The following is a 13,858-nucleotide window of genomic DNA, read 5'->3' on the forward strand; positions in this document are numbered from 1 at the left end:
CGCTCGAGCGGAGCACGCTGATGCATGCTGAACATGCTGGGACGGTCGGTCGAGGCGGTGATGCAGGGCCCTTCGCAGGGCCTGAACGGGACATAAAAAAAAGGCACGTCTAAACGGTGACGCGCCTTCCAACAAAACGTATGGCAACTGCTTGTTGGGCTTTCATTGTAGCCAAAAGCCCCGCCCTGGAAACCGCATGGATGCGAGCTTCTCGCGCGTTGCCCTTCGCCAACAGCAATTTTGTGCACAGGTTATCCACAAAACTTGAGGACATCCTGTGGATCGCTGAGCCCATCAAAATGATGCCTTCCGATTCACCGTCGGAACAGCGACAAAGCTGCCCGAACGCGGCGTGATTGTAGCGGAGCGGGGCACCAATACCCTGCCTTGGTCACATCCGTTAGCAAGCACCAACCGACGTGGAGTTGTGCACCGAATCACCAACCACCGGCCAGATTTTCCGCATTGCGGAAAGTCCCATGCCGGCGGTGGGTGACGGGAACCGCTTCAGCCCTTGCCCGGCTTCAGCACGACGTAGGTCGCGACCTCGCCCCGGCGCACCAGCATCTGGAGCGATTTGCCCTTCTCGAGCTTCGCCAGCGCGGCCTGGAACTGCTTGACCGTCTTCACCTCGGCGTTGTTGGCCGAGAGGATCACGTCACCGGTCTTCAGGCCGGCACGGGAGGCCGGACCATCGACGGTGTCGATGCGCAGGCCGCCGTCGACCTTGAGTTCCTTGCGCTGCGCGTCGGTCAGTTCGCTGACGGTCAGGCCCCAGGCCGAAGCACCGGTCGCGGCCGGCGCCTCCGCTTCCGGCGTTGCCGCGGCGCGGTCGTCCGGCAGCGCGTCGAGCGTCGCGGTCAGGTCCTTGTAGCCGCCACGGCGGAACACCTGCAAGGGCACCTTGGTGCCCGGCTTGGTCGCCGCGGCCAGACGACGCAGGTCGACCGCCTTCTCCACGGTCTTGCCGTCGAACTTCGTGATCACATCACCGAGCTGGAGGCCGGCCTTCTCGCCGGGGCCCGCCGCCGTGATGCGACTGATCAGCGCGCCTTGCGGCTTGCCCAGGCCGATGGCCTCGGCGACTTCCTTGCTGACGTCGTCCGGATAGACCCCCAGCATGCCGCGCGTCACACGGCCGCCGGCGCGCAGCTGGTCGGCCACGCGCATCGCCTCGTCGATCGGGATCGCGAACGAGATACCCATGAAGCCGCCCGACTGGCTGTAGATCTGAGAGTTGATGCCCACCACCTCGCCGCGCAGGTTCAGCAGCGGACCGCCGGAGTTGCCCGGGTTGATCGCGACGTCGGTCTGGATCAGCGGCAGCAGGTCGCCGGTGTCGCGCGCCTTGGCGCTCACGATGCCGGCCGTCACCGTGTTGTCGAAGCCGAAGGGCGAGCCGATGGCCATCACCCATTCGCCGACCTTGAGCCGGCTCACGTCGCCCATGCGCAGCATCGGCAGGTTGTTCGCCTCGATCTTGAGGACCGCCACATCCGTGCGGCGGTCCAGGCCGACCACCTTGGCCTTGAACTCGCGCTTGTCGGTCAGCGTGACCGTCACCTCGTCGGCATCGTCGACGACGTGCGCGTTGGTCATGACGAAACCGTCCGCGCCGATCACGAAACCGGAACCCAGTCCGCGACGCTGCGGTGCGTCCTCGTCGTCATCGTCGTCGGGGGTCGGCGCGGGTGCGGGCGCCGCGCCCGGAGGCGTACGGCGCTGCTGCGGCACAGGGATGCCGAAGCGGCGCAGCAGCTCGCGCATCTGCTCGTCGATCTGCGCGTTGGCGACCTTGACCTTCTCCGACGTCCGGATGTTGACGACGGCCGGACCGGCCTGTTCGACCAGGGCGCTGAAATCGGGGAGTGCACGCGCCAGCTCAGGTGCGGCGACGGGGACCGAGCCGACGACAGGCGCGGCGGCCGTGGCGGGCGCCGCGGGCTTCGTGGCGGCCTGTGCGGCCGCGCCCAGCGAAGCGCTCAGCAAGGTGGCTCCGGCGAGCGCCAGGGCAAGACGTCGAAGGGAACAGGTGCGATCGAAATTGAGCATGAACACTCGCAGGTGGCGATGCAAAAACGGAAGGCCCACATCATGCCCGGAATTCAGAAACGACATGGTGTCAGCCTGCAGCGAGAAAGAGGTGGAGCCGCAGCGGCGCCCATTGCACTTTGTGCGCGTCTCGCGAGAGAGCGATCCAGCGCTCGGGCGGCGTGGGACCGCGAACGCCGTCCGCATCGGTCACGGCATTGAGCCGCAATAGCATCCATTGTTCGAGGTCGATGACGACGTCCGGCGAAATGGCAAGCGGCTCTCCCGCACGCTGCCACCACCACTGCGCGCCGTCCCATCGCAGCACGCCGACGGCGGACGCGCGGACAGGCAGCGCCGCCCCCGCCAGCGTCGCGAGCAGAAGACCGAGCCAGGGACCGATGCCATCGGCGACACCGGCATGCAGCAGTGCGGCGATGAGCGCCGCGGCCACGCCGCCGCCAAGCGCCGCGCGTTGAACGCGCACCCAGCGTGGATCGTCCACCAATGAAAAACGCCGGGCAGTGGCCCGGCGTGATGTCGATCGGGCCGGCGTCATGGGTCGCCGTCCTTCTCGTTCTCGTGCTTGAGGTGCTTGAGACGCTTGACGCGATCAGCAGCCCAGGCGATCAGATCCGCTTGAAGATCAGCGTCCCGTTCGTGCCGCCGAAACCGAAGTTGTTCTTCGCGGCGTACTCGATCGGCATCTTCCGCGCCTCGTTGGCGCAGTAGTCCAGGTCGCACTCGGGATCCTGGTTGAAGAGGTTGATCGTCGGCGGCGCGATCTGGTCATGCAGCGACATGACGGTGAAGACGGACTCGATGCCGCCCGCGCCGCCCAGCAGGTGGCCGGTCATCGACTTGGTCGACGACACCACCAGGCCGTCCTTCGCATGCGCGCCGAAGGCCTGCTTGATCGCGTTGGTCTCGTTCGCATCGCCCAGGGGCGTGGACGTGCCGTGCGCGTTCATGTACTGGATCTGGTCCGCGTTCAGCCCGGCGTTGCGCAGCGCGTTGCGCATCGAGCGCGTCGGGCCGTCCACGTCGGGCGCGGTCATGTGATACGCGTCCGCGCTCATGCCGAAGCCGATCAGCTCCGCATAGATCTTGGCGCCGCGCTTCTTGGCGTGTTCGTACTCTTCGAGCACCAGCACGCCGGCGCCCTCGCCCAGCACGAAGCCGTCGCGGTCCTTGTCCCAGGGACGGGACGCGGTCTTGGGGTCGTCGTTGCGGGTGGACAGCGCGCGGGCCGCGGCGAAGCCGCCGACGCCCAGCGGCGATACGGTCGATTCCGATCCGCCGGCGATCATGACGTCGGCGTCGCCCGCCTCGATCATGCGACCGGCGGTTCCGATGCTGTGCAGGCCGGTGGTGCACGCCGTCACGATGGCCAGGTTCGGCCCCTTGAAGCCGCACTTGATCGAGACGTGGCCCGAGATCATGTTGATGATCGAGGCCGGCACGAAGAACGGGCTGACGCGACGCGGGCCGCGATTGGTCAGTTCCGCGTGGGTTTCTTCGATCATCGGCAGGCCGCCGATGCCCGAACCGACGAGCACGCCGATGCGCTCCGCCAGTTCCGGGTCGAGCGCGTCGCCGGTGGGCAGCCCCGCATCGCGGACCGCCTGCAGCGAAGCCGCCAGCCCGTAATGGATGAAGGTATCCATGTGGCGGGCTTCCTTCGCGGGGATGTACTCATCCACCTTGAAGTCCTTGACCTCTCCCGCGAAATGGCAGGCGAGGATCGAGGCATCGAAACGGGTGATGGTGTCGATGCCGGACTTGCCAGCCACGATGTTGGCCCAGCCTTCCTCGACCGTGTTACCCACGGGCGAGATCAGGCCGAGTCCGGTGACGACGACGCGACGACGGCTCATGCTGCTTGCTTACGCCTTCTGGTGCTTGACCGCGTAATCGATGGCCAGCTGCACGGTGGTGATCTTCTCGGCCTCTTCGTCCGGGATCTCGATGCCGAACTCGTCTTCGAGGGCCATCACCAGTTCCACGGTGTCCAGAGAATCAGCGCCCAGATCGGCGACGAAGGCCTTTTCATTGGTCACATCGGCTTCGGGCACGCCGAGTTGCTCGGCGATGATTTTCTTGACACGTGCTTCGATATCGCTCATGACTCCTCCAGGAGGGGGTGGTTTGCTAGAACAACCCGGGATTCTAAGGCCTTAGAGTGGCGCCCCTAGTCGGACCTCCCGAGGCGCGCCTTCCACGATGGATACGGCGCGCGCTCGCACTCTATCAGCCCTACACCGGCCGGGTGAATCCGGTGGGTGGGCCGCCCGCGCCGGGTGCGCGGGACGGGGTCCACCTCAATTCATGTACATGCCGCCGTTGACGTGCAGTTCCACGCCCGTGATGTAGCCGGCTTCCGGGGAAGCCAGGAACGCCACGGCATGGGCGATCTCGGCCGGATCGCCCAGGCGGCCGGCCGGGATCTGGGCCAGCAGCGCGGTCTTCTGCGCCTCGGGCAGCACCTCGGTCATGTCGGTCGCGATGAACCCGGGGGCGACGCAGTTGACGGTGACCGAGCGGCTGCCGAGCTCACGGGCCAGGGCACGCGTCATGCCCGCGACGCCGGCCTTGGCGGCCGCGTAGTTGGCCTGGCCGGCGTTGCCGGAGGCGCCCACCACCGAGGTGATGTTGATGATGCGGCCGTAGCGCTGCTTCATCATCGGGCGCATGACGGCGCGGCTGGCGCGGAACACGGCCTTCAGGTTGGTGTCGAGGACGGCGTCCCAGTCCTCGTCCTTCATGCGCATGGACAGCATGTCCTTCGTGATGCCGGCGTTGTTGACCAGCACCTGGATGCCGCCGTCCTGAGCGACGATCGCGTCGATCAGCGCGTTGACGGCCGCGCCGTCGTTGACGTTCAGGACCGCGCCGCGGCCGCCGTGCGGCGCGAGCGCCTCGGTGATCGCCTGCGCGCCGGACTCGCTGGTCGCGGTGCCGACCACGACGAAGCCCTTCTGGGCCAGCGTCAGCGCGATCGCGCGGCCGATGCCGCGGCTGGCGCCGGTCACCAGCGCGACGTGCTTGTTATCGGGCTTGTTGTCGGACATGGGAAACCTCGGGAGGGATTCGGAAGGAAGAGGATGTGGCTCAGGCCAGCAGCGCCTTGGCTTCGGCCAGCGAGGCCGGGTCCAGCACGGTCGCGCTGACCAGGTCCGCGTCGATGCGCTTGGCCATGCCGGCGAGCACCTTGCCGGGGCCGCACTCGATCAGCGTGTCCAGGCCGCGCGCCTTGAGCGCCAGCACGACTTCGACCCAGCGCACCGGGCCGAAGGCCTGGCGGAACAGCGCGTCGCGCAGCGCCTGGGCGTCGTCGGTCACGGCGACGTCGATGTTGTTGATCACGGGGAAGGCGGCGCGCTGGAACGACACGGCGGCGAGCTTCTCGCGCAGTCGCTCGGCGGCCGGCTTCATCAGGCTGGAATGGAACGGCGCCGACACCGGCAGCGGCAGCGCGCGCTTCGCGCCGGCCGCCTTGAGGGCTTCATTGGCCTTCTCGACGCCCGCCTTCGAGCCGGCGATCACGGTCTGCTTCGGGTCGTTGAAATTGACGGCCTCGACGACCTCGCCGGATTCGGCGGCGATCTTCTGGCAGACCTCGCGGACCACCGCGGCGTCCAGGCCCAGGATGGCGGACATGGCGCCGGTGCCGACCGGCACGGCCTCCTGCATGGCCTGCGCGCGGAAGCGCACCAGCGGCAGCGCATCCGCCAGGCTCAGCGCGCCCGCGGCGACCAGCGCCGTGTACTCGCCCAGCGAGTGGCCGGCAGCGGCCGCCGGGACCAGCCCGGTCTCCGCGATCCATGCGCGGTAGGCGGCGATGCCGGCGGTCAGCATCACCGGCTGGGTGTTGGTCGTCAGATCCAGCTGTTCTTTCGGACCGTTCTTGATCAACGCGCCGATGTCCTCGCCCAGCGCGGCCGAAGCTTCCGCCAGGGTGCGGACCACCTCCGGATGATCGCCCCAGGCGTCCAGCATGCCGACCGACTGCGAGCCCTGGCCGGGGAAGACGATTGCGAAGTTCTTGCTCATGGTTCGAGTCCGGGACTATCTGTGAGGAGGGAGAAGCGCGCGTGACAGCGGCGCGGCACCCGGGGTGCCGCTGCGGTCCACGCGGGTCCGGCCACCAGGATCGGGCGCCGGAACAGCATCGGAAATCAGAAATCCAGCAGCACCGCGCCCCAGGTGAAGCCGCCGCCGACCCCTTCCAGCATCACCGTGTCGCCGCGCTTGATCTTGCCGGCGCGGACCGCGACGTCGAAGGCCAGCGGGATCGATGCCGCGGAGGTGTTGCCGTGCTCGTCGACGGTCGCGATCAGCTTGTCCAGCGGCATCTTCAGCTTCTTGGCCGTGCCCTGCATGATCCGGATGTTGGCCTGGTGCGGGATCAGCCAGTCGATGTCGGACTCGTGGCGGCCGGCCTTCTCGAGGACCGAGCGCGCGACCTTCTCCAGCACGCCCACGGCCAGCTTGAAGACCGCCTGGCCGTCCATCTTCAGCAGCGGATGGCCGAGGATCTCGCCGCCGGACACGGTGCCCGGCGTGCAGAGGATGTCGACATGGCGACCGTCGGCATGCAGTTCGCTGGCGAGGATGCCGGGCTCGTCGCTGGCACCGACCACCACGGCGCCGGCGCCGTCGCCGAACAGCACGCAGGTCGTGCGGTCCTTGAAGTCGAGGATGCGCGAGAACACCTCGGCGCCGACCACCAGCGCCTTGGTCGCGGCACCGGTCTTGATCATCGAATCGGCGACCGTCAACGCGTACACGAAGCCCGAGCACACGGCCTGCACGTCGAAGGCGGCGCAGCCGTGGATGCCGAGCTTCTGCTGCAGCAGGCAGGCGGTCGAGGGGAACACCATGTCCGGCGTGGACGTGGCGACGATGATCAGGTCGATCTCGTCGGCGCGAACGCCGGCGGATTCGAGCGCGGCGAGCGAGGCGGGCAGGGCCAGGTCGCTGGAGGTGACGTGAGGGTCGGCGAAGTGGCGGGCGTGGATGCCCGTGCGCTCGACGATCCAGTCATGGGAAGTTTCGATCCCGTCGCGGGCCAGGCGTTCCGCCAGGGCCGAATTGGTGACGCGGTTCGCGGGCAGGTAGCTGCCCGTACCGAGGATGCGGGCGTGGCGCGTGGAAGCAGTGGTCATGCAGCGTGGGCGGCGGTGGCCGCCGTGTCTCCTGCATCGCCGCCCTCCTCATTGGCAGGCGTGGGAAGCGCCTGCAGCGTTGCGACGATGCGATCGTGAACCCGGTCTAGAAGCCGGTTGCGGGCCGCATCATACGCCCGGTTCAATGCCTGCTCGAAAGCGAAGGCATCGGCCGAACCGTGGCTCTTGAAGACCAGGCCGCGCAGGCCCAGCAGCGCCGCGCCGTTGAAGCGGCGGTGGTCGACGCGGTCCTTGAAACGCTGCAGCACCGGCATCGCCAGCAGCGCGATCGCCTTGGTCCACCAGCTGCGGGTGAACTCCGCCCGGATGAAGCTGGAGATCATGCTGGCCAGCCCTTCGGCCGTCTTCAGCGCCACGTTGCCGACGAAGCCGTCGCAGACGACGATGTCCGTGGTGCCCTTGAAGATGTCGTTGCCCTCCACATTGCCGTGGAAGTTCAACTGGTCGTGCGAGGCGGCCTCGCGCAGCAGTTCGCCCGCGCGCTTGATCGTCTCGTTGCCCTTGATCATTTCCTCGCCGATGTTCAGCAGGCCGACCGTGGGGTTCTCCTTGCCGTCCACCGCCGACACCAGCGCGCTGCCCATGACGGCGAACTGCAGCAGGTGCTCCGGGCCGCAATCGACATTGGCGCCGAGGTCCAGCACCGTCGTGAAGCCGCCGATCTGGTTGGGCATCACGGTGGCGATGGCGGGACGGTCGATGCCCTCGAGCGTCTTCAGCAGGTACTTGGCAACCGCCATCAGCGCGCCGGTGTTGCCGGCCGAGACGCAGGCATGCGCCTGCGCGGGCGTGCCGTCCTTGGCCGGCTTGAGCTGCGAGAGCGCCACCCGCATCGACGAATCCTTCTTGCGCCGCAGGGCGACCTCGATGGGATCGTCCATGCTGACGACCTCGCTGGCCGCGACGATGCGCGTGCGCGGCCAGGATTCAGCCGCCTTGAGCGCGTCGGGCAGACCCACCAGCACGAGCTCCACCTGCGGATGCGCGGCGAGGAAAGCCTGGCAAGCCGGCAGGGTGACGGCGGGGCCGTGATCGCCGCCCATGCAGTCCACCGACAGGCGGAGCGGCTCGGCGGAGGGCGATGAGCGGGTGGCGGGAATTGCGGTCATCGAAACCTGAGAAGAACACCGGTCGAAGGTGCGACTGTAGCGACCCCGCAAGAAGCGTGCGCGACAAGGGAAGGCTTCCGGAGGAAGGGGAACCCCCTCCGCGGGAAGGATCGGAAATGCAAAAGCCCGGCGACGCGTGATGCGGAACCGGGCTTTTTCAATCGGTGAGACCAGGCGGGGGCCCGTGGGAGCCCTCCGGACCGGCTGATCGAATCGATCAGGCGGCGTCGCCCTTGGTCTTCAGCACCTTGCGGCCACGATAGAAGCCGTTGGGGCTGATGTGGTGGCGCAGATGCACTTCACCGGTGGTCGGCTCGATCGCGGTGCCCGGGGTGACCAGGGCGTTGTGCGAACGGTGCATGCCGCGCTTGGAAGGGGACTTCTTGTTTTGCTGAACGGCCATGATGGATTCTCCTAAAGGCTTCGGCTGGCTGGTGATTCGAGGTTGCTCGGGCTCTCGAGAGAACTCGAGCTGTGCCGCGGATCCATCCGGGAGGATGCGATGCTCCGCTACCGACGCCTCGGTCCCGGTACCGCTCGTCCGTTTGATCGCAGGACCGTGTGGACGAACTTCTATCCGGGAAAGCCGGAAACTATAGCACAGCACCCGCCGGACTCGCAAATCCGGTGAACCGGAAAGCGTCGTGGCCGCGCCCTCAGGCCTTGCCGCCGGAGCCCTTCTTCAGCGCCGCCAGTGCCGCAAACGGATTGGGCCGCTCTTCCGCCGGCGCCTCGTCCTCGTCGACGTTCGCGTGCGGCAGCGGCTCCGGGCACACGTCGTGACGCGGCACGACGGGCAGGGTCAGCAGCAGCTCGTCCTCGATCAGCTCGCGCAGATCCAGGTGGCGCGGCAGCGCCAGGACGTCGTCGTCCGAGTCCATGTCCATCTCGGCGGCCATGTCCTCGTCCTTGACGAAGCGGAACCAGCGCGACACCGCCAGATCCTCGCGCACCGGCTGCAGACAGCGCTGGCAGGTCACCGCGACCTGCGCCTCGGCGGTCAGCTCGAGCCACGCCTGCGGCTCGCCGCCCTTGGGCGTGCGCAGCTCGCCCTGGGTGGACCAGGACACGGGCGGCCATTGGGCCGGATCGGACTCGGGCGCGGCGGCCTCGGCCAGGCGCGTCAGGCTGGTGGCGGGCCACTCGCCAGCCAACGTGCCGCCCTCACGGGCGAAGAAGCCGACATCGAGTTTCAATGGATCGAACGAACGCGGTTTCATGGGGCGCAAGTGTACGAGCCGCCTCCGCCCCGATGGGAGAATCCACCCCCATGACCGATGCGTCCGGGGCCTCGCGCCCGCTCATCCTAGGCTCCACCTCCCGCTACCGGCGCGAGTTGCTGGAGCGCCTGCGGCTGCCGTTCGAGACGGCCGCGCCGGACGTGGACGAAACCCCGCAGCCGGGCGAAACGCCTGAAGCGCTCGCCCGCCGCCTGGCCCTGGCCAAGGCCCGGGCGGTGGCGGCGCGTTTCCCGCAGGCGCTGGTGATCGGCTCGGACCAGGTCGCAGACCTCGACGGCCAGCCGATCGGAAAGCCAGGCACCCATGAGCGGGCCGTCGAACAGCTGCGCGCGATGCGGGGTCGCACCGTCGTGTTCCAGACGGCGCTGGCGGTGGTCTGCGAGGCGACCGGCTTCACCGCGCAAGACCTGGCCCCGGTGCGCGTCCGCTTCCGCGACCTGAGCGATGCCGAGATCGAGCGTTACCTCCGCGCCGAGCAACCCTATGACTGCGCCGGCAGCGCCAAGGCCGAAGGCCTGGGCATCGCGCTGCTGGACGCGATCGACTCCGACGATCCGACGGCGCTGATCGGCCTGCCGTTGATCCGCACCGCAGCGCTGCTGCGTCGCGGCGGGCTGGACGTGCTGAGCCGACTCGCCTGAATCCGCCCCCTGACTTCGCCCATTTCGAGAACAACAATGACCCGCGGCCGCCTCTACCTCGTCCCCAACACCCTCGACTTCGGCATGAACGGCCAGGAGGTCGACCTGCGCGAGGTCTTGCCCGACGCCGTGCTCGCACGCGCCGCCTCGATCACGCATTGGGCGGCCGAGAACGCCAAGACCACGCGCGCCTTCCTCAAGCGTGTGGGGGCCATCCATCCGCTGGCGGTGCCGCTGCAGGAACAGCACATCGAGGAGCTTCCGCGCCCGCCCAAGGGCCGCGGTCCCGCGGCCGGCGCCGCCACGGCGTCGTCGAGTGAAGAGAAGCTCTGGCTGGCGCTGCTGGAGCCGGCGATGAGCGGTCACGACATCGGCCTGATCTCCGAGGCGGGCATGCCTGCCATCGCGGATCCGGGTGCGAAGCTGGTCGCCGCGGCCCATGCGGCGAAGGTGCAGGTCGTGCCGCTGACCGGGCCGAGCTCGCTGCTGCTGGCGCTCGCCGCGAGCGGACTGAACGGCCAGAGCTTCGCCTTCGTCGGTTATCTGCCGCTGGAAGCGGCCGAGCGCACCGCGCGCATCAAGGCGCTGGACGCCTTCTCGGCCCGCGAGCAGCAGACCCAGCTCATGATCGAGACGCCGTATCGCAACAGCGCGCTGCTGCAGGCGCTGCTGGCGGGACTGAGGCCGGGCTCGCTGCTGTCGGTCAGTTGTGGCTTGAGCCTGAAGGACGCGTGGTCGCATACGGCCACGGTCGAGCAATGGCGTCAGGCGCCGAAGACGCTGCCGGACAAGGTGCCGGCGGTGTTCGCGATCCTCGGCGTTCGCTGATCAACGTTCGCCGACCGGGTCTCGCCCGATCGGGACTCGCGGATCAGGATTCGCGGATCAGGATTCGCTGTCCGCCGTGACCGGAGGCGGCTTGGCGCCGAACAGCGCCGCCACCCTCTTCTTCGGCTTGATGTTGGACGACAGGGCGCCGCGCGGCCCGTTGGACGGACCCTTTTCCCAGGCCGCCACATCGGAGCCCTGGGTGGCCTCGTAAGGCTTGTCGAACAGCGGGTCGTAGGCCTGGCGCGGTGCGCGCGCCGGTGCATGCGAATGCGAGCCATGCGAACTGTAGGCTTCGTCCCGACGGTCTTCGCGCTCGCGGCGGAAGTCGCGACGCTCGCCGCCGCCCTCGCCTTGCGGCGCACGGTCGGTGCGCTCGCCCCGGTCCGGGCGCTCGCCGCGAGGGGCGCGGTCGCCGCGATCGCCGTCAGGACGACGGCGTTCACCCTCAAGCTCGATCGGCTCTAGGTCGAGCTTGCGCTTGATCAGCTTCTCGATCTCGCCGACCAGACGCGCATCGCCCTTGGTCACCAGCGTGAAGGCCAGGCCCGACGCGCCCGCGCGGCCGGTACGGCCGATGCGGTGCACATAGTCCTCGGCATTGAACGGCACGTCGAAGTTGAAGACGGCCGGCAGGTCGGCGATGTCCAGGCCGCGCGCGGCCACGTCGGTCGCGACCAGCAGGTCCACCTCGCCGCGCTTGAACGCTTCCAGCGACTTCAGGCGTTCGTCCTGGGACTTGTCCCCGTGCAGGGCGGCGGTCCTCAGACCGTCGCGCTCGAAGGTGCGGGCCAGGCGCGCCGCGCCGAGCTTGGAATTCACGAACACGATCGCCTGACGGATCTCGCGCTGGCGCAGCAGCTGCTTGACCGCGGCGCGCTTGTCGTCGTCGTCGACGCTGAAGAAGCGCTGCTCGACGGTCGAGGCCGTCGCGTTCGGACGGGCGACCTCCACCAGCTCCGGCTCCTGCAGGTAGCTCTGCGCCAGACGCTTGATCTCGGGCGAGAACGTCGCCGAGAACAGCAGCGTCTGCCGCGTCTTGGGCAGGTAGCTCAGGATGCGCTGCAGGTCGGGCAGGAAACCGATGTCCAGCATCCGGTCCGCTTCGTCGAGCACGACGTACTCGACGTGGTTCAGCACGGCGTTCTTGGCCTCGATGTGGTCGAGCAGACGGCCGGGCGTGGCGATCAGGACTTCAACCCCGGCCTTCAGCTGCAGCGTCTGCGGCTTCATGTCGATGCCGCCGAAGACGCAGGCCACGCGCAGGTTGGTGTGCTTGGCGTAGGCCTTGACGTTGTTGGCGACCTGGTCGGCGAGTTCGCGGGTCGGGGCCAGCACCAGCGCGCGCACCGGGTGGCGGGCGGGAGACATCGAGGCGTTCTCGTGCTTGAGCATGCGCTGCAGCAGCGGGATCGAGAACGCGGCGGTCTTGCCGGTGCCGGTCTGCGCGGCGCCCATCACATCGCGGCCGGCGAGGACGATCGGGATCGCCTTGGCCTGGATGGGCGTCATCGTCGCGTAGCCCTGATCGGACACGGCGCGCAGCAGCTTGGGATCCAGCGGCAGCGTGTCGAAAAGAGGGTTTGGCGTCGGGGTGGTGTCGGTCATGGGCGCGGATTATCCTCCAAGCCCTGGAAAGCCCCGGGAAACCACCGATCCGCGCACGCGGACCGTTGTGGGATCACTGCGACTAGCGATCGGTGAGCTTGCGCTGGTCGCCGCGGAAGACCATCCACTTCGGCGTCCGGAACCGCACGATGCGCCAGTACAGCGCGACGTACGCGATCCCGAACAGCACCATGCACCCGCCGATCATCGGCGTCGAATCCCAGAACAGCAGCGCCGGCGCCAGCGACGAGAGGCACAGCGTCCAGAGGTAGGGCGCCGTCATCGAATTGCGTCGCGTCATCAGGCGGGCGTCGCGTGCGCCGATCGCCCAGCGCATCAGGCGGCGGTAGATCAGCGAGTGCAGGTGGATGCCGTCCGGATCGCCCGGGCTGGTGTTGCGCAGGAAGCGGCGCCGGTAGATGGAGAAGACGGTCTCGAACACCGGATAGATGCACACCATCAGCGCGAACAGCGGCGACACCTGCGGATGGCGGTGGATCAGCAGGATGGCGATCTCCGCCAGATAGAAGCCCATGAAATACGCGCCGCCGTCGCCCAGGAAGATCAGGCCGGCGGGGTAGTTCCAGACGAAGAAGCCGAGGATGGCGCCGACGCCCGCGAGCGCCCAGAGCGCGAGTTCGGTGTCGCCGACCTGGTAGGCCACATACGCCAGCGTGAGCAGCATCAGGCTGACGCACATCGAGGACAGGCCGTTGAAGCCGTCGATGATGTTGACCGAGTTGGCCACGCCGGCGACGACGAAGATCGTGATGATCACCGCGCCGACGGTGGTCCCGACGATGAGGTCGAGGCCCGGGATGTCGGTGCGCGTGATCATGGCCTGCAGCAGCCAGCAGCCCAGCCCGGCGGAGATCGCGGTGGCGATCAGGCGCTCGCGCGGCGAGACCTTCTTGGTGAAGTCCTCGATCAGGCCGGCGGCGAAGGCGGGCAGGCCGCTGAGCAGCAGCAGCAGGCCGGTCCTGGCCTGCGGATGCTTCAGGAGGAACGCCAGCGCCACCATGCCGGCCAAGCCCACGAAGATGCCGAGGCCGCCGATGCGCGGCACGGGCCGCGCATGGAACTTCTGCGGACCGGACAGATCGTGGTCCGCGGACAGATGGCCGTGCACCGTCGACGAGTGCACCACGTAGAGCGTGATCGCCGCCGCCAGCGCGAACGGGATGAGCAAATACAACATGGGCGGCAGTGTA

The 13,858-nt window shown here is 68.1% G+C and carries 14 protein-coding genes; 2 read left to right on the top strand and 12 right to left on the bottom strand.

From position 1 onward, the window contains the following. Window positions 1-507: 507 nt before the first annotated feature. The 10 genes from ABE85_RS17465 to ABE85_RS17510 all read right to left on the bottom strand — a co-directional run bounded on the left by ABE85_RS17465 (window position 508) and on the right by ABE85_RS17510 (window position 9,549). Window positions 508-2,052 carry a DegQ family serine endoprotease gene (locus ABE85_RS17465; protein WP_082939059.1) on the bottom strand — a complete coding sequence of 515 codons (1,545 nt, stop codon included), beginning with the start codon at window positions 2,050-2,052 and terminating at the stop codon, window positions 508-510. A gap of 70 nt (window positions 2,053-2,122) precedes the next feature. Beyond that, window positions 2,123-2,590, bottom strand: coding sequence for a hypothetical protein (locus ABE85_RS17470; RefSeq protein WP_157522565.1), 468 nt, complete (start codon window positions 2,588-2,590; stop codon window positions 2,123-2,125). 70 nt (window positions 2,591-2,660) lie between these two features. Further along, window positions 2,661-3,908, bottom strand: a complete 1,248-nt coding sequence (fabF, locus tag ABE85_RS17475; RefSeq protein ID WP_067277393.1) for a beta-ketoacyl-ACP synthase II — start codon at window positions 3,906-3,908, stop codon at window positions 2,661-2,663. Window positions 3,909-3,917: 9 nt separating this feature from the next. Beyond that, the gene (gene acpP / locus ABE85_RS17480) at window positions 3,918-4,157 is read right to left on the bottom strand and encodes an acyl carrier protein (protein ID WP_058936430.1); all 240 of its coding nucleotides are present in this window, start codon (window positions 4,155-4,157) and stop codon (window positions 3,918-3,920) included. A 195-nt stretch (window positions 4,158-4,352) separates the two neighbouring features. Beyond that, a complete protein-coding gene (fabG, locus tag ABE85_RS17485; RefSeq protein ID WP_067277396.1) occupies window positions 4,353-5,102 on the bottom strand; it encodes a 3-oxoacyl-ACP reductase FabG in 750 nt (249 codons plus the stop codon). Window positions 5,103-5,142: 40 nt separating this feature from the next. Next, window positions 5,143-6,084: an ACP S-malonyltransferase gene (gene fabD, locus ABE85_RS17490; protein ID WP_067277399.1), complete on the bottom strand. Its 942-nt coding sequence runs from the start codon at window positions 6,082-6,084 to the stop codon at window positions 5,143-5,145. A 125-nt stretch (window positions 6,085-6,209) separates the two neighbouring features. Next, on the bottom strand, window positions 6,210-7,199 hold the full coding sequence (locus tag ABE85_RS17495) for a beta-ketoacyl-ACP synthase III (RefSeq protein WP_067277403.1): 990 nt from the start codon (window positions 7,197-7,199) through the stop codon (window positions 6,210-6,212). Further along, window positions 7,196-8,329, bottom strand: a complete 1,134-nt coding sequence (gene plsX, locus ABE85_RS17500) for a phosphate acyltransferase PlsX (RefSeq protein WP_067277407.1) — start codon at window positions 8,327-8,329, stop codon at window positions 7,196-7,198. Before plsX ends, ABE85_RS17495 begins: the two co-directional genes overlap by 4 nt. A gap of 217 nt (window positions 8,330-8,546) precedes the next feature. After that, entirely contained in the window at window positions 8,547-8,732 is a 186-nt protein-coding gene (gene rpmF / locus ABE85_RS17505) for a 50S ribosomal protein L32 (protein ID WP_067277410.1), read from the bottom strand. 253 nt (window positions 8,733-8,985) lie between these two features. After that, window positions 8,986-9,549 (bottom strand): DUF177 domain-containing protein, encoded by a 564-nt coding sequence (locus tag ABE85_RS17510; protein ID WP_067277414.1) that lies wholly within the window; start codon window positions 9,547-9,549, stop codon window positions 8,986-8,988. Window positions 9,550-9,599: 50 nt separating this feature from the next. On the opposite strand from ABE85_RS17510, the gene ABE85_RS17515 reads away from it, so the two are divergent. Further along, window positions 9,600-10,211 carry a Maf family nucleotide pyrophosphatase gene (locus tag ABE85_RS17515; protein ID WP_157522568.1) on the top strand — a complete coding sequence of 204 codons (612 nt, stop codon included), beginning with the start codon at window positions 9,600-9,602 and terminating at the stop codon, window positions 10,209-10,211. A 36-nt stretch (window positions 10,212-10,247) separates the two neighbouring features. Continuing rightward, the gene (locus ABE85_RS17520) at window positions 10,248-11,039 is read left to right on the top strand and encodes an SAM-dependent methyltransferase (protein WP_067277420.1); all 792 of its coding nucleotides are present in this window, start codon (window positions 10,248-10,250) and stop codon (window positions 11,037-11,039) included. Window positions 11,040-11,096: 57 nt separating this feature from the next. On the opposite strand, the gene ABE85_RS17525 is transcribed toward ABE85_RS17520, so the two are convergent. Together ABE85_RS17525 and ABE85_RS17530 are read right to left on the bottom strand one after the other, a co-directional pair. Then, window positions 11,097-12,647 carry a DEAD/DEAH box helicase gene (locus ABE85_RS17525; RefSeq protein WP_067277423.1) on the bottom strand — a complete coding sequence of 517 codons (1,551 nt, stop codon included), beginning with the start codon at window positions 12,645-12,647 and terminating at the stop codon, window positions 11,097-11,099. Window positions 12,648-12,729: 82 nt separating this feature from the next. After that, a complete protein-coding gene (locus ABE85_RS17530) occupies window positions 12,730-13,845 on the bottom strand; it encodes a glycosyltransferase (protein ID WP_067277429.1) in 1,116 nt (371 codons plus the stop codon). Window positions 13,846-13,858: the final 13 nt, after the last annotated feature.

This window comes from Mitsuaria sp. 7 (assembly GCF_001653795.1).
Classification (GTDB): domain Bacteria; phylum Pseudomonadota; class Gammaproteobacteria; order Burkholderiales; family Burkholderiaceae_C; genus Roseateles.

What these genes read in the sequence shown, in the direction of transcription:
- ABE85_RS17465 (WP_082939059.1), bottom strand. Translation starts at nt 2,052, where the DNA reads ATGCTCAATTTCGATCGCACCTGTTCCCTTCGACGTCTTGCCCTGGCG.
- fabG (WP_067277396.1), bottom strand. Translation starts at nt 5,102, where the DNA reads ATGTCCGACAACAAGCCCGATAACAAGCACGTCGCGCTGGTGACCGGC.
- fabF (WP_067277393.1), bottom strand. Translation starts at nt 3,908, where the DNA reads ATGAGCCGTCGTCGCGTCGTCGTCACCGGACTCGGCCTGATCTCGCCC.
- ABE85_RS17525 (WP_067277423.1), bottom strand. Translation starts at nt 12,647, where the DNA reads ATGACCGACACCACCCCGACGCCAAACCCTCTTTTCGACACGCTGCCG.
- ABE85_RS17470 (WP_157522565.1), bottom strand. Translation starts at nt 2,590, where the DNA reads ATGACGCCGGCCCGATCGACATCACGCCGGGCCACTGCCCGGCGTTTT.
- ABE85_RS17520 (WP_067277420.1), top strand. Translation starts at nt 10,248, where the DNA reads ATGACCCGCGGCCGCCTCTACCTCGTCCCCAACACCCTCGACTTCGGC.
- ABE85_RS17530 (WP_067277429.1), bottom strand. Translation starts at nt 13,845, where the DNA reads ATGTTGTATTTGCTCATCCCGTTCGCGCTGGCGGCGGCGATCACGCTC.
- plsX (WP_067277407.1), bottom strand. Translation starts at nt 8,329, where the DNA reads ATGACCGCAATTCCCGCCACCCGCTCATCGCCCTCCGCCGAGCCGCTC.
- ABE85_RS17510 (WP_067277414.1), bottom strand. Translation starts at nt 9,549, where the DNA reads ATGAAACCGCGTTCGTTCGATCCATTGAAACTCGATGTCGGCTTCTTC.
- ABE85_RS17515 (WP_157522568.1), top strand. Translation starts at nt 9,600, where the DNA reads ATGACCGATGCGTCCGGGGCCTCGCGCCCGCTCATCCTAGGCTCCACC.
- acpP (WP_058936430.1), bottom strand. Translation starts at nt 4,157, where the DNA reads ATGAGCGATATCGAAGCACGTGTCAAGAAAATCATCGCCGAGCAACTC.
- fabD (WP_067277399.1), bottom strand. Translation starts at nt 6,084, where the DNA reads ATGAGCAAGAACTTCGCAATCGTCTTCCCCGGCCAGGGCTCGCAGTCG.
- rpmF (WP_067277410.1), bottom strand. Translation starts at nt 8,732, where the DNA reads ATGGCCGTTCAGCAAAACAAGAAGTCCCCTTCCAAGCGCGGCATGCAC.
- ABE85_RS17495 (WP_067277403.1), bottom strand. Translation starts at nt 7,199, where the DNA reads ATGACCACTGCTTCCACGCGCCACGCCCGCATCCTCGGTACGGGCAGC.